We start from the raw sequence: 20,286 nt of genomic DNA, 5'->3' as shown, positions 1-20,286 counted from the left end.
GAGGAGCTTTTATGAATCCGACATTGTTACGCGTAACACAACGCATCGTTGAACGTTCGAAAGAGACCCGTGCTGCCTACCTTGCCCGCATCGAACAGGCGAAGAGTGAAACGGTCCATCGCTCACAGCTGGCCTGCGGGAATCTGGCCCACGGCTTTGCCGCCTGCCAGCCTGGTGATAAAGACGCGCTGAAAAGCATGCTGCGTAACAATATCGCCATCATTACCTCCTATAACGACATGCTTTCAGCCCACCAGCCGTATGAGGTTTACCCGTCTATCATCCGCAATGCGCTGCACAGCGTGAACGCGGTGGGCCAGGTTGCAGGCGGCGTGCCGGCCATGTGTGATGGCGTGACTCAGGGACAGGACGGTATGGAGTTGTCCCTGCTGAGCCGCGAAGTGATCGCCATGTCGGCGGCAGTGGGCCTCTCTCACAATATGTTTGATGGCGCGCTCTACCTGGGCGTATGCGACAAAATCGTCCCGGGGCTGGTGATGGCCGCGCTGTCGTTTGGCCATCTGCCAGCGATTTTTGTGCCGTCAGGCCCGATGGCAAGCGGTCTGCCAAACAAGGAAAAAGTCCGTATCCGCCAGCTGTATGCCGAAGGAAAAGCGGACCGTCAGGCGCTGCTGGAAGCGGAAGCCGCGTCCTATCACGCGCCGGGCACCTGTACGTTCTACGGTACGGCTAACACCAACCAGATGGTGGTGGAGTTTATGGGGATGCAGCTACCGGGCTCGTCGTTCATCCAGCCGGATGTGCCACTGCGTAAAGCGCTGACCGAAGCCGCAGCCCGTCAGGTGACGCGTCTGACCGGTAACGGCAACGAGTGGATGCCAATGGGCAAAATGGTCGATGAAAAAGTCATCGTCAACGGGATTGTCGCCCTGCTGGCGACCGGCGGTTCAACCAACCATACCATGCACCTTGTCGCGATGGCGCGCGCGGCGGGCATTCTGATCAACTGGGATGACTTCTCCGAGATCTCCTCCGTGGTACCGCTGATGGCGCGTCTGTACCCGAACGGTCCGGCGGACATTAACCACTTCCAGGCCGCGGGCGGCGTGCCGGTGCTGATGCGCGAGCTGCTGAAAGGCGGCCTGCTGCATGAGGATGTCAACACGGTGGCGGGCTTTGGCCTGCATCGCTATACCCTTGAGCCGTGGCTGAACATCGGTGAGCTGGACTGGCGCGAGGGGGCGAGCAACTCGCTCGATCCTCAGGTTATCGCCACCTTCGAACAGCCGTTCTCTCCTCACGGCGGCACCAAAGTGCTGAGCGGTAACCTTGGGCGTGCCGTAATGAAAACTTCTGCCGTGCCGGAAGAGAATCAGGTTATCGAAGCCCCGGCGGTGGTGTTTGAAAGCCAGCACGACGTTTTACCTGCCTTCGACGCGGGTCTGCTTGATAAAGACTGCGTAGTCGTGGTGCGTCATCAGGGACCAAAAGCGAACGGGATGCCAGAATTACATAAACTTATGCCGCCGCTTGGTGTATTATTGGACCGCCGTTTCAAAATTGCGCTGGTGACCGATGGACGCCTCTCGGGGGCATCCGGTAAAGTGCCTTCAGCGATTCATGTCACCCCGGAAGCCTACGACGGCGGCCTGCTGGCGAAAGTCCATGATGGAGACATGATCCGCGTTAACGGTCAGACAGGCGAGTTAACCCTGCTGGTGGACGAAGCAGAGCTGGCGGCGCGTCAGCCACATATTCCTGACCTGAGCGCATCCCGCGTGGGTACCGGACGCGAGATGTTTGGTGCGTTGCGTGAGAAACTCTCCGGTGCGGAGCAGGGCGCAACCTGTATTACGTTTTAAGACGACTTGATTTTAACGATCTGGCGAGAGAAAACTCTGATGAAAAACTGGAAAACAAGTGCAGAAGCAATCCTGACTACTGGCCCTGTCGTGCCGGTTATTGTGGTAAACAAACTGGAGCACGCTGTCCCAATGGCGAAGGCGCTGGTTGCGGGTGGCGTTCGTGTTCTGGAAGTGACCCTGCGTACTGCCTGTGCGATGGATGCGATTCGCGCTATCGCCAAAGAAGTGCCGGAAGCGATCATCGGTGCTGGTACGGTTCTGAATGCGCAGCAGCTGGCGGAAGTGACCGAAGCGGGCGCACAGTTTGCCATCAGCCCGGGCCTGACCGAGCCGCTGCTGAAAGCCGCAACCGAAGGTTCTATTCCGCTGATCCCGGGTATCAGCACCGTTTCTGAACTGATGCTGGGCATGGACTACGGCCTGAAAGAGTTTAAATTCTTCCCGGCTGAAGCGAACGGCGGCACCAAAGCGTTGCAGGCGATTGCAGGCCCATTCTCCCAGGTGCGTTTCTGCCCAACGGGCGGCATCTCTCCGGCCAACTACCGCGACTACCTGGCGCTGAAAAGCGTGCTATGCATCGGTGGCTCCTGGCTAGTTCCGGCGGATGCGCTGGAAGCAGGCGACTGGGATCGCATTACTAAACTGGCTCGCGAAGCGGTAGAAGGCGCGAAACAGTAACAAATGCTCAATGCATAAAGCAGGCCCTCTGGCCTGATGCTGGTCACTTTATGTGACCAGCATGTATGAGTTCTTCTTCTTCTCCCCACAAACATTTTTAATATCCCTAACCCCCAGGCGTATCATTCTTCATTATTGAATAATCCCTTACTTATATACTTGATGAATAATTCATTCTTAATTTATCTGTGATGAGATTGTCTGGGCTCTTTTTATTTATTTTGTGAATAATGTTACTTCCTTTGAGTCAATTCAACTTGAAGTTGGGTATTTTAATAGGAGAGCGATAGGTGTATTGTTTTTAATAAACGGAATGTTTGTTAAAAGGATAGATAATAATGTCAGGGGAATCTGAGGTGGCTCAACGGCGGGACACGTTAAACAGATATTTATTGTATTTCCCGCGTAGCAAAAATGTTATTTCTGATGTTCATTCTTTTACAGGAAAAGAGATATTAAGCGAGCCTTATCGCTATACCATTCGCTTTACCAGTCCGGATCAAAACATTGCCATTAATGCTGTTCTTAATCAAAGGGCTGAGTTTATTCTGCGTGCACCCAATCTGGAAGCCTCATGGCATGGGCAAACCTCCTGGCTGCCGGTTCGCCAGATTAATGGCACGATCACCCAATTTTCCCGGCTGATGTCTTCAGGTGACGAAGCACTGTATGAATGCGTGCTGGAGCATGAGCTGGCGCTGCTGGATCAAAATTACCGTTCTGCGGTTTACATGAACATGACAGTCCCGGAGCTCGTTACAAAGCTGATGAAGGACAGTGGTCACTTTGACGGCTACAACATTGATTTTGACCAACTGAGCCACAGCTATCCACGACGGGAAATGATCGTTCAGTGGAAAGAAACCGATTTGCGGTTCATCCGTCGGCTGCTGGCAGAGATAGGGATCTGGTTCCGTTTTGAGAATCACAACAAAGTGAAAACGGAAACCGTCGTTATTTTTGGGGATTCTGCGCGTCGTTACAACTTCAGCGACAAACAGATGCCTTATGTCCGACATTCAGGCATGACCAGTTATAACGAATACATCACCGATCTGGAGGAGCAGCACGGCCTGATCCCAAAAAATGTGTTGGTTCGCACCTATAACTACCGTGACCCGCAATCGCCGCAGACGGATAAGACCATTAAAACGAGCGATATTCCCGAAGGTGTAACGACAGGCCAACACTATCACTATGCCGATCACTATCTTGCTGCGGGGGATTTTCACGGTGAAGAGGCGGAAACCGCCGCATTTTACGCTCGTCTGCGTTATGAACGCCTGTTGAACGGACAGAGTGTTCTGGGGGCGACAACCAGCGATCCCGAGCTTCAGCCAGGCATTATGTTTTATCCTGCAGGGCCTGTACCTGACGGGTTTAAGTCCGGGTTTGTGATAACTGCGATGATTATCCGCGGCAGCCGTGCTGAACACTATCGCGCCGTACTTTCTGGGATCCCCTATATCCACGGCTATAGCTTCCGTCCTGAATACATATCCCGGCCAGTGATAGCCGGAACGGTGCCCGCCAGAGTGATGGCTATCGGGGGAGATAAAACCTATGCCGGACTTGATGCGGTTGGGCGCTACCGGGTTAAGTTCGATTTTGACCTTGATGAAAAACGGGTCGGATTTGAAAGCGCCCTGGTACGCCTCGGCAGGCCGTACGCCGGTGACACTTTTGGTATTCACTTTCCGTTGCTGGAGGGGACTGAAGTTGCCGTAGGTTTTGAAGGCGGCGACCCGGACAGACCCTTTATCGCCCATGTCATGCACGACGGCAGCCACCCGGATTTAGTCACAAACCGTAACGATACCCGAAACGTGATCCGCACGGCCGCGTTAAACAAGATCCGTCTTGAAGATCGTCGCGGGCAGGAACACATCAAAATCTCTACCGAGTACGGCAAAGGGCAAGTGAGTGTGGGCCACCTGGTTGATGCTGAGGGCAAAAAGCGCGGGGAAGGTGTGGAGGCTCGCACCGACGACTGGATGGCGCTGCGTGCTGCCAAAGGCGTGATGATCACCACGGAAGCACAGCCCCGCGCGGGGGGTAAGCAACTGGATATGACAGCGGCTATTGCACAACTCGAAAAGGCGTTATCGCTGGCGATGACCCTACAACAAAGTGCGCTTACGGCAGGTGCGAGTAATGTGGAAACCGATCGGCAAAATGCGCTCAGCCAGACGCTGAGTCATCTCGCGGAGCCCGGTATTTTGGCATATGGAAAAAGTGGAATTGCGCAGGTTACGCCGGACAGCCTGCAATTGTCAGCCGGGAAAGACCTGATTGCCACAGCGGGCGGGAATGCCAGCGTGAATGTGGTGAAAAAATTCTCGCTGGCCGTAGGGGAAAAACTGTCGCTGTTTGCCCGCAAACTCGGCATCCAGATGATTGCCGGTGCGGGGGATATTACGACGCAGGCGCAGCGGGGCGAAATGCACATGCTGTCGCAGCAGGATTTCACGCTGACGAGCACCGCCGGGAAAATGAACGGCAGTGCCAGAAAGGGAATGCAGTTTGTCTGCGGGGGCGGCGGGATCCGGATCAGCCCGACCGGACTGGTCACGATTTTCTCGCCGACGGGCATTGAGCTCAAAGCGCCGAGCCTGAAATACGACGGTCCGGAAAGTGTGTCGGTACCGACGCCATCCTTTGACAAAGGCGCCTTTAAACTTCGCTACAAACTGCACGCCGGCGATGATCCGGAGCAAATTCTGGCAAACAAAAAATTCAGGCTGACCAGTGCATCCGGTCAGGTGGTGGAAGGCGTGACGGACAGCTCCGGTCGTTCAACACTGCTCGATGCTGACGACCTCGACAGCTATAAAATGGAGATAATGGAATGACGGAGGCGAAGACAAAACCCTACGCTCCACGGGTGGTATCAGAAGGCGATATTCCGGTACACAAAACCCTGGGCGAAGTCGCCCAGACGCGCAACGTCGGGATACCGCGCCCGATGCCCGGCATTGTGATCCTCGTCCATGGCGTGAACGACGTGGGTGAAGCTTACCAGAATCAGGAGAAAGGAATACTTGTCGGGCTGGGTAAGCGACTCAACCGGCAGGATTTTTACGCCCACGAATGGAAAGACTACAGAATTATCACTCCCGGGCGTTCTCCCATCATCCCGTTTTACTGGGGATATAAACCGGTTACGCATGCTGACTACCGGGCGGACCAGAAGCGCTACCGGGAGGAAGTCGGGAAGCTGAGTGACAATGCGCATCTTCCCTATGATGCGTACCAGGAAGATAACGAGACGAATAAAAAGTCGCTGGGTAATGACGGGAAAGGGCCGTTTCAGTACCAGAACGATAACTTTAGGAACGCACTTGATACGAGTTTTGCCAAGGGGGGCGGGACCTTTGCCAACGCAACGACGACGATCCCGGATATGCTGGGACCCGGCGCCGGTGGCTTCGGCGTTGCCGCTGCGGGATTTGCCTCGCTGCACTTCAATGATGGCGATTTTACCCATCCCATTTATGAAAACCCGCACCGCATTTACCAGTTTTTTGCCGCTCAACGGCTGGCGGATTTGATTTTAACTATCCGCCGAAATCCGGTCACAGCAAATGATGTTATCAACGTAGTGGCGCATAGTCAGGGCACTATCCTTACCATGCTGGCGAATATGTTGGTCAAACAAGAGGGATTAAAGCCTGTCAACTGTGTCATTCTTAATCACTCACCGTATTCTCTTAAGTCGCGCGTGGCTGAAAATATTCAGCCGGGTTATCAACAGACCGACGATGCCAGACAGCAGACATTTAAAAATTTCTGTCGCCTTATGCATACGCAATGGAAAGGTGGCGGGAAAATAGTAGAGAGCGAATTACTGGCTCTGGAGGCCTCCTGTACCCTGCGTAAACCTTCCGATAATCCGCTACGAACGGATGACAGATATTGCCGAAGCAACGACGGTAAAGTGTATAACTACTTTTGCCCGAATGACGGCGTCGTGTCGCTGGAGAATGTGCAGGGGGTTGGCTGGCGGGGCATTCCTCAGAATATTGCCAGTGATATACCGAATCTGTTTCAGCGCGTGTTTTACCAGCATGGTGAAGTAGGAAAAATCCCTGACGCTAACCCCTTTGAGCTACCATCGCGAAATGAGGGGGATGCAAAATATGCCTTTCTCACGAACGCCAGTTACAGCGCTCGCGATGTGTTGATAAACGGTGAGGAGTTACCGGAACCGTTTATTTTCAAACTCCAGGGGGAGGATAATCACCCGGATAACGATCCTAAAACCAGTGATAAACCGTATACCTATTATGTCGATCCGGACAGCCCGGACGCCTACATTTCCTATTCCGCTAAAGCCAGCGCCATTAAGCGCACAGTAACGACAACCTTTGCTGTGAACCGCTATCAAAATATTGGCTGGCAGCCCGGTCACGTTTTATCTGCTTCAGAGCTTAAAGAAGAGAGTTTTGAACGAAAGCATGAGGTTATTTATGGTGAGGTGTCAGGTTCGCGAGATTTTCAGTTAGTCACACTTACCTGGAAGAAAACACCGGAAGAACTGCAAGCGGAATGGCAGAAAATCGACCCGGTAGGCTACAGCCAGCACTCCTCTATTGTGATGAGTGAATTTGTGCCATCGCACGCTATGGCGTTTGATTTGGCTATTGGGCAGTGCAAATCATTCGATTATCAGGCGGGGAAATTTTGGGAAGGGTTGCTACATCGGGCAGACTGGCGCGATCCGCAGAACGGCAATGCCGATGCCAGAGAATATTATCGTTCGGGAAGGTTGCCAATTGCTGAGACGAAAGACTTCATGAACAGACCTGACGAAGTGCTTCCAAAGAGCACTTACGGTGTGAAAAATCAGTTTAACAAACATACCTCTTTCAAGCCTTCTCACGATCAGGTTTCAGGAAATCAAGAATTGAAAAGCCTCCAATGGGATATGCCAAAACCAATGAGTGACAGTCAACTGGCGTAAGGACAAAACATGAAAGGATTATGTACCGTTGTCGCAGCTACGTCCGTTGTGCTGGCAACCGGATGCCAGGCGAAAGAACCGCCGACACAGGTTGTTTACCGGTTCGATGATCATCGTTATCTTGAGTTAAAAGGCTGGGGCTGTGAAGGCCAGCTCTGGTATACAGATACGAAAAGGGGTATTCATTCACAGCCTTATTTTCAATTTTATCGAGTATTTACCCGTAAGTTTATTCATCCATCAGAACGATATATCTCAATTCCTAACTGGGAGGTGGATGGGTTTCATGTATCGAAAGACTATGGCGAAACATGGAAAGCTGTCGGTTTTTCCCCAGCGGGTAATGAACCAAATGGAGATAACAGAGCACCCGCAGAAGATGCAGTGTCTTTCACCGTCGTCAACGATCAGGGCTTTCTACTAACCAAGCACCGGCTGTACATGTCGTCAAAACCATTTGAAGACCCGCGCATTCTGCCCGGTGGGCTGGGGATTACCTATACCGTGGATGACGGAATGGGAAATAAAGTCAGAGGTAAGCTGGAACCCGGTTCTTCTGGCCCTGCTTGGGGGCTGGATTACATCACCAAAGAAGGTCTGCACGAAGATATAGCTCAATTTAAGACAAACTATCAGGACCTACCTGACAGCGTACCCGAAGTGAAGGAGTACACCGGCTGGGATCATATGCGCTGTGATATGGATGCGGGGCGATAACTGATGAAAGGATTATGTACCGTTCTCGCAGCTACGTCCGTTGTGCTGGCAACCGGATGCCAGGCGAAAGAACCGCCCACACAGGTTGTTTATCGGTTCGATGATCATCGTTTTCTCGAATTGAAAGGCTGGGATTGTGAAGGCGAACTCTGGTACACGGATACGAAGCGAGGCATTCACACCGAACCCGTTAGTCAGTTTTATCGACTCTTTACCCGTAAATTTATTCACCCATCAGAGCGATATATTGCTCTGACGGGATGGGGAGTGAGTGGATTCATAGTATCTAAGGACTATGGGAAAACGTGGCACTCCGTAGCGTTCTCACCAAATCATAATGAACCCAATGGTGATGACTACGCGCCGTATGAGGATATTATTTCTTTCACCGTCGTCAACGATCAGGGCTTTTTACTAACCAAACACCGGCTGTATATGTCGTCAAAACCGTTTGAAGACCCGCGGATTCTGCCCGGCGGGCCGGGGATTGCCTATACCGTGGATGACGGAATGGGAAATAAAGTAAGCGGGAAGCTGGACCCCCGTTCCCCTGGCTGGGCGTGGGGAATGGTCTACATGACTAAGCAGGGGCTCGAGGGCAGCACGCAGCAACTTAAGGCTAACTGGCAAGATTTACCCGACAGCGTACCCGACGTGAGGGGCTATACCGGCTGGGAGCACATGCAATGCAACATGGATGCGGGAAAATAGGGAGATAAAGCGATGAAAGGCGTCATTAGGTTAAACGATCCGCTGATAAGCGGAGGAAAAGTCACTAAGGCCTCTGGGGCAGACTTTATGGGTCAGCCCGTGGCCTTAAAAGATGATCTTGTGCAGTGTCCGCTCCATAAAGGGACGTTCCCAATCACTGAATGTCACCCAACCTGGACCATGCATGGCCGTGGGGTTGTGGTAGATGGCTGTCGCGCGGCGTGTGGATGTGAAATCAAAAGTACCTTACCTGTGGCGGGAGCTTCGTAATGCGCGCGTGGTGGCTATACAAAAAACAGCCAGACCCGAATTCCACTGTGCCAGTCGTCATGATTGTTTTCCTCTATGTGATAGCCGTCGCAATGGGCCTCGCGATCCGGGCTCTCACCTGGCCTGAACAGGAACACGTTACGGCTCTCTTTTTTGTGCCTTCAGTTATTCTGCCCATCTGTGTTGTGTCGTTGCTAGTTTTTACAAGTTTCATATTTCATGACGCCAACATTCATTATGCTGAAACCCGAAAATTCATAGCAAAAGAGCAAGAGATTAATTTAAAGGCGTATGCGCGAAAAAATATCGCTATCGCAGCATGGTCTTCAATAACCCCCCTGGAGCAACCCGCGCTGAATATGTTGAAACTGGAAGGCGAATTTCCGCTGGCACCGAAAACGCCGGTTAATATTCAGCTGGAAGATCGCTTCGACCAGACCAGGAATGAACAGATGTTTTACCGCTTACTGGATCCGATGGCAGAAAAATTGAAGGACTATAACTACCGTATTTTTGAAACCGTTGTCTGGGTTCACGGAGGGAGTGGATCCTGCATTGATGAACTGAGGCGCACTCTGGAGCGGTTGGGTATTGAAACGGCCAGCACGTGTAAAATTGAGTACAGCACAGAATGTCCTGACTACGCGATCGTTAGCCAATGGATGAACTTATCTGATTACAGAGTTGAAAACCGGTTGATTGTTATCGTTGATTTACATGAAGAAAGCGGCGAATCAAAGAGCATGGAAAATGCATGTGCATTCCTGCTGACCAGTCATTATGTCCGGGAGGAGGGCGAAAAACCGGTATATTTATATCAGCCTATGTCTGACGTGACTGATGTAGAGGACAAAATGGCGGTCTTCCTTGAGACGGGGTCGGTACTTACGCCGAAAAATCTCTGGTATACCGGGCTATCCCGTATTGAAAAATATCCATTAATGCAGGCACTGGACAAAAAAGCGCTCACGGTGGAACGGCTGGATATCGATGCCTCTCTGGGCGCAAAGAGTGCCGGGTATCGGTGGCTGGCTCTGGCATTTGCGGCGGATGCGGTAAAATATGCCCAGGGGGAGCAACTGGTAGCATATTCAGACAAAAACAAATTTTGTATTACTGCGCTTTCCTCCATGAAGACAGCTATCCCAAAAAAACTTACCTGGTGTAACTGGAGTAATCCCCTTTATCCTGCGGGGATGGCGGCTTTATTCTGCGTGTTATCCCTCATTGCCTATCGTATCAGTTTCCTGGCGCAAAACGATCCGCCAGCAATCTGGGAACTGATTGCGAGCATAATCATTCCCTTCGTTATTTTTATAGGCCTCGGTAGTTTTGTTTTCATCTCGAAAACGAATGAAGCCTACGAGGACATGGAATACGAATGGAAGCGATAGAAACGAAACAACGTTAATCATGCTATGTGGCTGGTCGCTTAGTTGACCAGCCTTTAGTTATTTACCCTGTCACTTTTACCGCAGTGGCCGCTATTTTCGCTCTCGCGACGGCTTCGTCCACGTTTTCCCCGGTTGCTAATGCCACGCCCAGACGACGGCTTCCGTCGATCTCCGGTTTGCCGAACAGTCTGACCTGTAAGCCTGCACCAACCGCACCTTCGACGTTATCAAAGGTGACATTCTGGCTGGTCAGCTGCGGCAGGATCACCGCCGAGGCTGCCGGGCCGTACTGACGGATGCCGCCAACCGGCAGGCCGAGGAAAGCACGTACGTGCAGCGCGAACTCAGAGAGATCCTGCGAAATCAGTGTGACCATCCCGGTATCGTGCGGGCGAGGGGAGACTTCGCTGAAGATCACCTCGTCGCCGCAAACAAACAATTCCACGCCGAACAGGCCGTAGCCGCCCAGCGCCAGCACCGTTTTGCGGGCGATCTCCTGCGCGCGTGCCAGCGCCAGCGCGCTCATTCGCTGCGGCTGCCAGGATTCGCGATAATCGCCGTCTTCCTGGCGATGACCAATCGGGTCGCAGAAATAAACACCGTCCACGGCGCTGACGGTGAGCAGGGTAATTTCAAAATCAAATTTCACCACGCCTTCTACGATGACGCGCCCGGCACCGGCACGGCCGCCCTGCTGGGCATAGTCCCAGGCTTTGTCCAGCGAGCTGCTGTCGCGGATAAAGCTCTGCCCTTTGCCAGAGGAGCTCATTACCGGCTTAATGATGCACGGGTAGCCAATCTCCTCTACGGCCTGGAGAAACGCAGCTTTATCCCCGGCAAAACGGTAGCTGGAGGTCGGGAGCTGTAATTCTTCTGCCGCCAGGCGACGAATGCCTTCCCGGTTCATGGTCAGTTTTGCCGCTGTGGCACAGGGCACCACGCGCTGGCCTTCCTGTTCAAGGGCAACCAACATCTCAGTGGCAATGGCCTCAATTTCAGGTACCACGAAATCCGGTTTTTCGTCGGCAATTAACGCCCGCAGGGCATTACCGTCAAGCATATCGATGACGTGCGAGCGATGCGCGACGTGCATGGCGGGCGCATTCGCATAACGGTCCACCGCAATCACTTCCACACCCAAACGCTGGCATTCAATGGCCACTTCTTTACCCAGTTCACCCGATCCCAACAGCATGACGCGCGTCGCGGCAGGACGCAGAGCGGTTCCTAAACGAGTCATAAAAATCCCCCTGAAAAAGATGCGGGCAGTATAAACGAAAACGTTTGCGTCTGTCTTGTATAGGGATAACCCGGACAGGGGAGAAATTTGCGCTTCTTTAGCACTGACAGACATTTCCTGACACCCGCTCGCTTAGGCTGTGAAGGTTACGCACTGTTACGTGAGGAAAAATATGTCAGGCTGGATGAATCAACTGCAATCCCTGTTGGGACAAAAAGGCTCGTCGTCCGGCGAGCAGGGTCTGAGCAAGCTGCTTGTGCCGGGTGCGCTCGGCGGGCTGGCCGGTTTGCTGGTTGCTAATAAATCATCGCGGAAACTGCTTACCAAATACGGTACCGGCGCGCTGCTGGCGGGCGGAGGGGCTATTGCAGGCTCCGTCTTATGGAACAAATACAAAGACAAGGTGCGCAACGCGCATCAGGATGAACCGCAGTACGGGAAGCAGGTATCGCCGTTAGATTTACGCACCGAGCGTCTGATCCTCGCCCTGGTCTTTGCAGCCAAGAGCGACGGGCATATTGATGCCAGTGAACGTGCCGCAATTGAACAGCAGATGCGGGAAGCGGGCGTTGAGGAGCAGGGCAGGGCGCTGGTGGCGCAGGCCATCGAACAGCCGCTCGATCCGCAGCGTCTGGCGCAAAGCGTGAAAAACGAAGAAGAGGCACTGGAACTCTATTTTCTGAGCTGTGCTGCCATCGATATCGATCACTTTATGGAGCGCAGCTACCTGAACGCCCTGGGTGATGCGCTGAAGATCCCACAGGACGTTCGTGAGGGAATTGAGCAGGATATTCAGCAGCAGAAGCAGACCCTCGCGGGCTAGAAGGCCATGTTTCGCTTGCATCATACGCGTGTTTTGCCAACCTTATAGGATGTAAAACGAAAAAGTAAGAATGCCATGCCTCCAAAAGCCCGACGTACTCCTTATGCGATCACCACGCATGGCGATACGCGTATCGATAACTACTACTGGCTGCGGGACGATTCTCGTTCCCGGCCAGAGGTGCTCGACTATCTGCACGAGGAAAACGACTATGGCCGCCAGGTCATGGCCAGCCAGCAGGCGCTTCAGGATCAGCTCCTGAACGAAATGGTGCAGCGTATCCCCCAGCGTGATGTCTCTGCCCCGTGGTGCAAAAACGGTTATCGCTATCGCCATATTTATGAGCCGGGAAACGAATATCCCATCTACCAGCGCCAGTCTGTGCTAAGCGCCGAGTGGGACGAATGGGAGATCCTGCTGGATGCTAACAAACGTGCTGCCCACAGTGAGTTTTATACGCTGGGCGGCATGTCCATTTCCCCCGATAACGCCATTATGGCGCTGGCTGAGGATTACCTCTCCCGCCGCCAGTACGGTTTGCGTTTCCGCAATCTTGAAACGGGAAACTGGTATCCCGAAATGCTGGATAATGTCTCCCCCGATTTCGTCTGGGGTAACGATTCAGAAACGGTCTACTACGTTAAAAAGCATGCCTCAACGCTGCTGCCTTATCAGGTCTGGCGTCATACGGTGGGGACCGATTCCGCCGACGATGAGCTTGTGTATGAAGAAAAAGACGAGACGTTCTACGTCAGCCTGCATAAAACCTCGTCTCGCCACTACGTGATTATCTTCCTTGCCAGCGCCACCACCTCTGAGGTGCTGCTGCTGGATGCCGAACTGCCGGATGCCCAGCCGCTGTGCTTCCTGCCGCGCCGTAAAGATCATGAGTACAGTCTGGATCACTTCCAGCACAGCTTTTACCTGCGTTCGAACCGCGAGGGCAAAAACTTTGGCCTTTATAAAACCAAAGTGCGCGATGAACGGAAGTGGGAAGTGTTAATTCCTGCGCGCGATCAGGTGATGCTGGAGGGGTTCACCCTGTTTACCGACTGGCTGGTGGTGGAAGAGCGTCAGCGCGGACTGACCAGTATCCGCCAAATCAACCGCAAAACCCGCGAAGTGGTGGGCATTGCGTTCGATGACCCGGCTTACGTGACGTGGATCGGCTTTAACCCGGAACCGGAATCGTCCCGCCTGCGGTACGGCTATTCGTCAATGACTACCCCGGACACGTTGTTTGAGCTGGATATGGACACCGGGCAGCGTCAGGTGATTAAACAGGCTGAGGTCCGGGGATTTGAGTCGGAAAATTATCGCAGTGAACACCTGTGGGTGACCGCGCGCGACGGCGTTGAAGTCCCCGTGTCTCTCGTCTACCACAAGGATCACTTCAACAAAGGTAAAAACCCCATCCTTGTCTACGGTTACGGCTCCTACGGATCCAGCATGGACGCCGATTTCAGCAGCAGCAGGCTGAGCCTGCTCGACCGCGGTTTTGTTTATGCGATTGCCCATATTCGCGGCGGCGGCGAGCTGGGTCAGCACTGGTATGAAGACGGAAAATTTCTCAAAAAGAAAAATACCTTCAATGACTACCTTGATGTCTGCGATGCGCTGATCGCGCAGGGTTATGGCGATCCGCAACTCTGCTTTGGCATGGGGGGCAGCGCCGGAGGCATGTTAATGGGAGCCGTGGTAAACCAGCGGCCTGAACTGTTTAAAGGCGTTATCGCTCAGGTGCCGTTTGTGGACGTGGTGACGACCATGCTGGACGAAACCATTCCGCTGACCACCGGGGAGTTTGAGGAGTGGGGGAACCCGCAGGATGAAACCTATTACCGCTACATGAAAGAGTACAGCCCGTACGATAACGTCGAGGCGAAAGCCTATCCGCATATGCTGGTGACCACCGGCCTGCACGATTCCCAGGTGCAGTACTGGGAGCCCGCGAAATGGGTGGCGAAGCTGCGTGAGCTAAAAACTGACGATAATCTGCTGCTGCTGTGTACCGATATGGACTCGGGGCACGGAGGGAAATCAGGGCGATTTAAATCCTCTGAAGGGGTGGCGCTGGAGTACGCCTTTTTGATTGGCCTGGCGCAGGATACGCTGCCAGGCCGCGCGGGAACTCAGGCTTCGCCTAAATAATGCTTCAGCGTCAGGCGCAGTTCCGGGCTCATTCTGTCGAGGTTGTTGTACAGCCAGCGCAGATAGCCCGGATCGTTGTCCGCCACTTCCGATACCGGTTTTCCACGATATTTACCGAACGTGAAGGTGGTCAGTAGGGCGGGGCGGCCGGTAATGGTCGCCATATCGTCCGGCGTCCAGCCGGAAATATTCATGATATCAATCAGGAGCGCTGCGGTGATGTAGCAGTCATAGAGGGCGCGGTGATGATGCAGCCCTTCCGGCGTCCGCACGCTTAGTTTGCGCGACTTATACAGCGCCATATTGCTGTATTTGATCCCCGGCCACAGACGGCGCGCCAGCTTCATGGTGCAAATCCATTCACCGGGCATCTCCGGCAGCACGCGGCGGTCAAAGCTGGCGTTATGGGCGACATACCACTGGCTACCGTGGTAAAGAGGGATGATCTCTTCAATCCACGGCTTATCCGCCACCATCGATTCCGTAATGCGATGAATTGCCATCGCCTGCGCACTGATAGGACGGTCCGGGCGCACCAGGTGGCTCATTGGATTGACTATCTTTCCGTCAACCACGTCGACAGAGGCGACTTCCACAATTCCACCCTGCAAATCGCAGGTTTCGGTATCGATAACGCGCAGCATTGATCGCTCCTGATCCTAAAATGCCTAGCCTAATGGAATGATATCCCCTTGCCAACCCTGTCGGCCCAAAGAACCGGTTAACAGCAACTCTCCCTTATCGGCACGCACGATCAACTGACCTTTTTCATCCCATAACGCGCTACCGCTGCGCGCGTTCGCCATTAATACCGCGATGGCGTACTTATGCGCGAAGCGTTGTAACGAACTGATGGATTGCCGCCAGCGTTGCTCACCCACCGCCAGGCTGCTGGTGAACAGCGTTGCCTCTGGGTCCAGTTCCGGGGCGTCAGCCTGATTATCAACGATGGTTAACCGTTTATTGCCAGGAATAACACCCGCACCGTTACCCTGGGGATAACGCCGGATGGTCGACAGGTTAGGGGTGAAAAGCGCGAGTCCTTTCTGTTGCTGGAGCGTAATACCGGCAATCACCGTGATGAAACGTGACTGCGCCGCGTGAAGGAGGGGGGCAAGCTGCAAATCGTCAGGGGGTGGGGGTAAGGTTGTTCCGCCAGGGCCAGTAAGCGAAAGCTCCGGAAAGACGACTAAATCGCACCCATGTGAGGCAGCCTCGTCAATAAAGTGCAGGTGATGTTTTACGTGCTCATCAACACAGTTGTGCCGCGGAGCATACTGAGCCGCGGCAATAGTCCATCGTGACATCGTGACTTCCTTATACACTAAGTCGCTGGGATTTTAAGATTACACCTAAATTTATCAGGGTTTTCTTATCCTGCCACATAACGCGTAAGGAAGTGTAACGGGACGTTAAGCTTATTTAACTTTAGGTTCGTACGGCAGGCGCGAGAGATTAACGGAGGCGAGGCGATGCGCAATAAGACGTTCGCGGAACCAGTCGCGCAGATGCGCGGGTTGTTCACGCTCTACCACTTCAGCCACGACGGGCATGTTGTAACGCTCTTTGAATGCGACCCCCGCGGCGGCGAGATCGACATTCACTTTGTCCATCTCGTCCTGAGGAAGGGCGGCCAGGTTAACGTTCATTTCCTTCTCCTTTTTCTGCGGCGGCAACGTTACCGCGATTGTTCAACGATGACAAGGGAGCAAAGGATGTTCCTCGACTCGTTAATTATACAGAGTTATTCTTTAGCATTCAGGCATAACGAAAAGGAATGATTGTGATGCACTTTACCCCTTCCCGCGTCGCGTGTGCGCTGGTGTTTCTGCTCTCTTCGGCAATCGCGCCATCAGCTCTGGCCCATGCGCACCTTAAGCAACAATCCCCGCAGGAAAATACCGTCGCGACGGCACCCGACGTCATTACCCTGAATTTCTCGGAAGGCATTGAACCTGCCTTCAGCGGCGTCGTGGTGACGGACGCGCAGCAGCACAAAATCCAGACCGGCGCGGTGAAGCGTGACGAGAAGGATAACGCAAAGCTGATTGTTCCTCTTGAGAAACCGTTGACGACCGGCACCTATACGGTGGACTGGCATGTGGTCTCCGTGGACGGCCACAAAACCAAGGGCAGCTATCACTTTAGCGTGAAATAGTATGCTGGCCCTGAGCTACGTAGCGTTTCGCTTTATCCATTTTGTTGCGCTGATACTACTGTTCGGCAACGCGCTATACAGTGTCTGGTTTGCACCGTCTTCGTTGCAGCGCCTCATGACGCAGCGTTTCCAGCGCCAGCAGAATATCGCGGCCTTAATCAGCCTGATGGCTGCTCTGCTGATGTTCGGCCTGCAAAGTGGGTTAATGGGCAACGGCTGGGGTGATGTCATTCGCCCGGCGGTCTGGCGCAGCGTGCTGGGCACGCAGTTTGGTGGCGTCTGGCTGTGGCACATGGTGCTGGCCGCTGTGACCGCGGGCGCTGCATGGCTTACCCCGCAAAAGGGCTCACGGCTGTTACTGCTCGCGATGGGGCAACTGGTGCTGCTGGCGGGCGTGGGACATGCCGCGATGAACGGTGGCGCGCCGGGTGCGTTGCATCGTCTGAACCATGCGCTTCACCTGCTCTGCGCCGCCACCTGGGTGGGCGGTTTACTGCCGCTGCTGTTCTGTATGCGGCTGGCGAAAGGCCGCTGGCAGCCAGCCGCTATCTTTACCATGATGCGCTTCTCCCGCGTGGGGCATTATGCCGTGGCGGGCGTGCTGCTGACCGGGATAATCAATACTCTCTTTATTGTAGGCATAGACGTGCCGTGGGAAGCGCCTTATGTACGGCTGTTGTTGTTCAAATGTGCGCTGGTCATCATGATGGTGGCAATTGCGCTGGCGAATCGGTATTTTCTTGTGCCACGCTTTCGCCCTGATGCCGGGCGGGAACAACAGATTTTTATCAGGATGACACAGGCAGAAGTGGTGCTGGGCGCGCTGGTACTGGCGGCCGTCAGCCTGTTCGCGACCTGGGAACCCTTCTGACAAGGTTTAATAACTTATGAAAAAGACACTGCTTTCTCTTTTACTTCTCACCTGTGCCAGCAGTGCGCTGGCCGCGCCGCAGGTCATCACCGTCAGCCGGTTTGAAGTGGGTAAGGACAACTGGGCATTTAATCGTGAAGAGGTCATGCTCACCTGCCGTCCCGGTAACGCGCTGTATGTCATCAATCCCAGTACGCTCGTGCAGTATCCGTTAAATGACGTAGCGGAGCAGCAGGTTGCCAGCGGGAAAAGTAACGGACAGCCTGTCAGCGTGATCCAGGTGGATGACCCGGCAAACCCCGGGCAGAAGAAGAGTCTGGCACCGTTTATTGAGCGCGCTAAAAAGCTCTGCTAGCCGTCAGGTTTCCAGTAAAAAAAAACCGCAGGTGCTTGTAAAAGCTCTGCGGTTTTTCACATTTAGTGATGTTCTGACGCTTTTTTTCAGACCACTTTTACTGTGGACTGGAAAACCTGACGTCGTCATCTATTCTTAAAGGGCAAGGCGATTGAGCCTGCATTAATGCCAACTTTTAGCGCACGGCTCTCTCCCAAGAGCCATTTCCCTGGACCGAATACAGGAATCGTATTCGGTCTCTTTTTATCTATTTGTTTTTCAAAGGTTTTTTCGGCCTTAACACGAAATCCCCCGAAAATTACTCGAATATTCCATATCCTGTCTAAACCATAACATACTCTGCACTGCGTGCGTCCAGGTATTTTTTGGTCATTGTTAAATTTTTGTGGCCGAGTAAACGCTGAGCAAATTCTTCTCCGCGCTCCTTTTCATAGAGCCTGCTCGCCAGACTTCTGATCTCATGGAAAGGAGGTGGGTTAGGTCCGAATTTTAATCCGGTCGAATCCCTTATCTCTGCAAAGGCCTGGGTGAGTCCGTCAGGAGTCAGCGGCCCCGGCTTTCTTCCCCCGCGGCGGACCGGAGAGTAAAGCATGAAGTCGGAGGGGTTGTTTATCCGGCATCGATCAATGACATCCTGCAACACAAGCCCGGCGACGTCCAGCCTCAAATCAAGGGGGAGCGCCAGTTTATGTCCTGTTTTCTCCTGCGTAACGAAAAGCCTCCCGTCTTTAATGTCACTGAACCTGAACATTGAGATATCCTCCCGCCGCTGGCCGGTGACCAGTGCTAGATCGCATGCGTTTGGCGCCCATTCAGAATGAGTTAACGCAGCCTGGCGGATGACCGTGAACTGTTCGAGCAGCAAGCGTTCTCGCTTAACTTTCGGTGTCGGCGTTCGCGTCGGTTCTGCCGGGTTCCTGTCGACATGTCCTTCCACAATCGCCTCCCTGAAGATGTCCATCAGAACAGACCGTAGCCCGGAAGCCATGCTCTTTTTATCGCAGAGAATGTACGCTTCAAGAAATGAGGCGATGTCCTTGGTCGTGACAGAAGCGAGGGGGATTTTGCCGAACTCTTCCTTAATGGTGGCGATCTGGTTTCGCCTGACCTTCATCGTGTTTGGTTTCAGCTCACGCCGTTCGAGAATTACCTCGTAACGCTCCAGCCATGCGGCCACTGTGAAAGTGGGCACGTCTTTTATGCGATCCAGGAGAGAAGAGGGAAGGTAATTCTGGTCGATGTAGTTGTTGGCCTCAATGGCCTGGGCAACAGCATCCTTGCGATCAATCCGGCCAAGAGAAATCTCCTGCCCGGTCACCGGATTGCGCCAGCTGTAAAGTCTGTCTCTTTTACGATAGGTCAGGTTACGGGGCAGGTTAGCGTCGTAACGTACTGGCCTTTTCGCCATGAGTCAGTCTCTCCAGTAAGGTGCCGCCGGACGGCAGTTTGGTGTGTTTCGGTTTAGCGCGCAGATTCTTCTTGCGCGGATCCACGTAGATAGCGTCAGGCTGAACCTTATATTCCTTTCCGTGCAGCTCCGGCGCGGGATAAATTCGCCCCTCCCGCGTCCATCGACGCAGAGTAGAAAGGGAGGGCGGAGTCGTGTAGACCTCAGCAGCCCATTCCTGCAAGTTGAGAAGCTTAGCCATGAGAACTCCTTAGCCACCTGGCATTATATGCGAGGCCGCGTTGACGTGTTGATTAATCGAAATCAGGTAAAAAGAAGCCCGGCGCGGGGCCGGGCAAAAGGGATCACGAGGTGGCGCTTTCGCACCCAATAGCCAGCTCATAACTGGCTATCAGTTGCGTCATGGTTTGATGTGAAGGCGCGACTCGCCGTCTTTCGGCTCCGGCCACTGGCGAGCCATATTCACCTTCAGCTTTTCTTCAAGCGCCGCGGTGATTTGCTCATCGGTGATACCGGCGCGCCGCTGTGCGTCCCACAGCAGGAACTGCATATCAGCCCATTCGCTGAGGTCGCCGGGATCGGCAGCAGCTTCCAGCGCCTCTTTCGACAGATGCTTCAGCGGCCCGACGGGGCCGACGTTGCCGAAGGTCTTTTCTGACCATTCAGCGTGGCGCCGCCGGATCAGGTTTCTGGTGAACTGCGATTTCTTCGATTCGTAAAA

General features: G+C 53.6%; 19 protein-coding genes and 1 pseudogene. 13 read left to right on the top strand and 7 right to left on the bottom strand.

What is annotated here, in order from left to right; all coding sequences use genetic code 11:
- Nucleotides 1–11: 11 nt before the first annotated feature.
- The 8 genes from edd to ACOT0L_RS19065 all read left to right on the top strand — a co-directional run bounded on the left by edd (nucleotide 12) and on the right by ACOT0L_RS19065 (nucleotide 10,559).
- Entirely contained in the window at nucleotides 12–1,823 is a 1,812-nt protein-coding gene (edd, locus tag ACOT0L_RS19100; RefSeq protein ID WP_126504095.1) for a phosphogluconate dehydratase, read from the top strand.
- Between the two features lie 39 nt (nucleotides 1,824–1,862).
- Nucleotides 1,863–2,504 carry a bifunctional 4-hydroxy-2-oxoglutarate aldolase/2-dehydro-3-deoxy-phosphogluconate aldolase gene (kdgA, locus tag ACOT0L_RS19095; protein WP_003859774.1) on the top strand — a complete coding sequence of 214 codons (642 nt, stop codon included), beginning with the start codon at nucleotides 1,863–1,865 and terminating at the stop codon, nucleotides 2,502–2,504.
- A gap of 338 nt (nucleotides 2,505–2,842) precedes the next feature.
- Nucleotides 2,843–5,356 carry a DUF2345 domain-containing protein gene (locus ACOT0L_RS19090; protein WP_126504093.1) on the top strand — a complete coding sequence of 838 codons (2,514 nt, stop codon included), beginning with the start codon at nucleotides 2,843–2,845 and terminating at the stop codon, nucleotides 5,354–5,356.
- The gene (locus ACOT0L_RS19085) at nucleotides 5,353–7,467 is read left to right on the top strand and encodes a T6SS effector phospholipase Tle3 domain-containing protein (RefSeq protein ID WP_126504091.1); all 2,115 of its coding nucleotides are present in this window, start codon (nucleotides 5,353–5,355) and stop codon (nucleotides 7,465–7,467) included. The genes ACOT0L_RS19090 and ACOT0L_RS19085 overlap by 4 nt, the downstream gene beginning before the upstream one ends.
- Before the next feature lie 9 nt (nucleotides 7,468–7,476).
- Entirely contained in the window at nucleotides 7,477–8,184 is a 708-nt protein-coding gene (locus ACOT0L_RS19080; RefSeq protein ID WP_063138115.1) for a T6SS immunity protein Tli3 family protein, read from the top strand.
- A 3-nt stretch (nucleotides 8,185–8,187) separates the two neighbouring features.
- Complete coding sequence (locus tag ACOT0L_RS19075; RefSeq protein ID WP_126504089.1) at nucleotides 8,188–8,895, top strand: T6SS immunity protein Tli3 family protein; 708 nt, start codon at nucleotides 8,188–8,190, stop codon at nucleotides 8,893–8,895.
- Between the two features lie 12 nt (nucleotides 8,896–8,907).
- The gene (locus ACOT0L_RS19070; protein WP_022648473.1) at nucleotides 8,908–9,165 is read left to right on the top strand and encodes a PAAR domain-containing protein; all 258 of its coding nucleotides are present in this window, start codon (nucleotides 8,908–8,910) and stop codon (nucleotides 9,163–9,165) included.
- Entirely contained in the window at nucleotides 9,165–10,559 is a 1,395-nt protein-coding gene (locus tag ACOT0L_RS19065; RefSeq protein WP_126504087.1) for a hypothetical protein, read from the top strand. Before ACOT0L_RS19070 ends, ACOT0L_RS19065 begins: the two co-directional genes overlap by 1 nt.
- A gap of 61 nt (nucleotides 10,560–10,620) precedes the next feature.
- Here the strand turns inward: ACOT0L_RS19065 and purT are convergent, their stop codons facing one another.
- A complete protein-coding gene (purT, locus tag ACOT0L_RS19060) occupies nucleotides 10,621–11,799 on the bottom strand; it encodes a formate-dependent phosphoribosylglycinamide formyltransferase (RefSeq protein ID WP_126504085.1) in 1,179 nt (392 codons plus the stop codon).
- A gap of 172 nt (nucleotides 11,800–11,971) precedes the next feature.
- Between purT and ACOT0L_RS19055 the strand changes: the two genes are divergently transcribed.
- Entirely contained in the window at nucleotides 11,972–12,622 is a 651-nt protein-coding gene (locus ACOT0L_RS19055) for a tellurite resistance TerB family protein (protein ID WP_022648470.1), read from the top strand.
- Nucleotides 12,623–12,697: 75 nt separating this feature from the next.
- Nucleotides 12,698–14,773 carry an oligopeptidase B gene (ptrB, locus tag ACOT0L_RS19050; RefSeq protein ID WP_126504083.1) on the top strand — a complete coding sequence of 692 codons (2,076 nt, stop codon included), beginning with the start codon at nucleotides 12,698–12,700 and terminating at the stop codon, nucleotides 14,771–14,773.
- Here the strand turns inward: ptrB and exoX are convergent.
- The 3 genes from exoX to ACOT0L_RS19035 all read right to left on the bottom strand — a co-directional run bounded on the left by exoX (nucleotide 14,755) and on the right by ACOT0L_RS19035 (nucleotide 16,422).
- Nucleotides 14,755–15,417: an exodeoxyribonuclease X gene (exoX, locus tag ACOT0L_RS19045; protein WP_126504081.1), complete on the bottom strand. Its 663-nt coding sequence runs from the start codon at nucleotides 15,415–15,417 to the stop codon at nucleotides 14,755–14,757. The genes ptrB and exoX overlap by 19 nt on opposite strands.
- 24 nt (nucleotides 15,418–15,441) lie before the next feature.
- On the bottom strand, nucleotides 15,442–16,080 hold the full coding sequence (locus ACOT0L_RS19040; protein ID WP_045623249.1) for a nitrilase-related carbon-nitrogen hydrolase: 639 nt from the start codon (nucleotides 16,078–16,080) through the stop codon (nucleotides 15,442–15,444).
- Between the two features lie 111 nt (nucleotides 16,081–16,191).
- Nucleotides 16,192–16,422: a DNA polymerase III subunit theta gene (locus ACOT0L_RS19035; RefSeq protein WP_003859784.1), complete on the bottom strand. Its 231-nt coding sequence runs from the start codon at nucleotides 16,420–16,422 to the stop codon at nucleotides 16,192–16,194.
- 137 nt (nucleotides 16,423–16,559) lie between these two features.
- On the opposite strand from ACOT0L_RS19035, the gene yobA reads away from it, so the two are divergent.
- The 3 genes from yobA to ACOT0L_RS19020 are packed head-to-tail and all read left to right on the top strand — an operon-like array spanning nucleotide 16,560 to nucleotide 18,157.
- Complete coding sequence (gene yobA, locus ACOT0L_RS19030; RefSeq protein ID WP_023300433.1) at nucleotides 16,560–16,931, top strand: CopC domain-containing protein YobA; 372 nt, start codon at nucleotides 16,560–16,562, stop codon at nucleotides 16,929–16,931.
- A gap of 1 nt (nucleotide 16,932) precedes the next feature.
- Nucleotides 16,933–17,802, top strand: coding sequence for a copper homeostasis membrane protein CopD (gene copD / locus ACOT0L_RS19025; RefSeq protein WP_126504079.1), 870 nt, complete (start codon nucleotides 16,933–16,935; stop codon nucleotides 17,800–17,802).
- A gap of 16 nt (nucleotides 17,803–17,818) precedes the next feature.
- Nucleotides 17,819–18,157 (top strand): YebY family protein, encoded by a 339-nt coding sequence (locus ACOT0L_RS19020; RefSeq protein ID WP_022648464.1) that lies wholly within the window; start codon nucleotides 17,819–17,821, stop codon nucleotides 18,155–18,157.
- Nucleotides 18,158–18,479: 322 nt separating this feature from the next.
- On the opposite strand, the gene ACOT0L_RS19015 is transcribed toward ACOT0L_RS19020, so the two are convergent.
- The 3 genes and pseudogenes from ACOT0L_RS19015 to ACOT0L_RS19005 form a co-directional block, all read right to left on the bottom strand.
- Nucleotides 18,480–19,565, bottom strand: a complete 1,086-nt coding sequence (locus tag ACOT0L_RS19015; protein ID WP_126504077.1) for a tyrosine-type recombinase/integrase — start codon at nucleotides 19,563–19,565, stop codon at nucleotides 18,480–18,482.
- Complete coding sequence (locus ACOT0L_RS19010; RefSeq protein WP_023300430.1) at nucleotides 19,534–19,806, bottom strand: excisionase; 273 nt, start codon at nucleotides 19,804–19,806, stop codon at nucleotides 19,534–19,536. Before ACOT0L_RS19010 ends, ACOT0L_RS19015 begins: the two co-directional genes overlap by 32 nt.
- A gap of 165 nt (nucleotides 19,807–19,971) precedes the next feature.
- Nucleotides 19,972–20,244, bottom strand: a pseudogene (locus tag ACOT0L_RS19005) (DUF550 domain-containing protein); the annotation flags it as partial.
- Nucleotides 20,245–20,286 lie beyond the last annotated feature (42 nt).

This window comes from Enterobacter cloacae complex sp. XAL002 (assembly GCF_049236805.1).
GTDB classification, from domain to species: Bacteria; Pseudomonadota; Gammaproteobacteria; order Enterobacterales; family Enterobacteriaceae; genus Enterobacter; species Enterobacter intestinihominis.
Note: the sequence above shows the minus strand (reverse complement) of the source record. Positions and strands in the feature narration are given on the sequence as shown.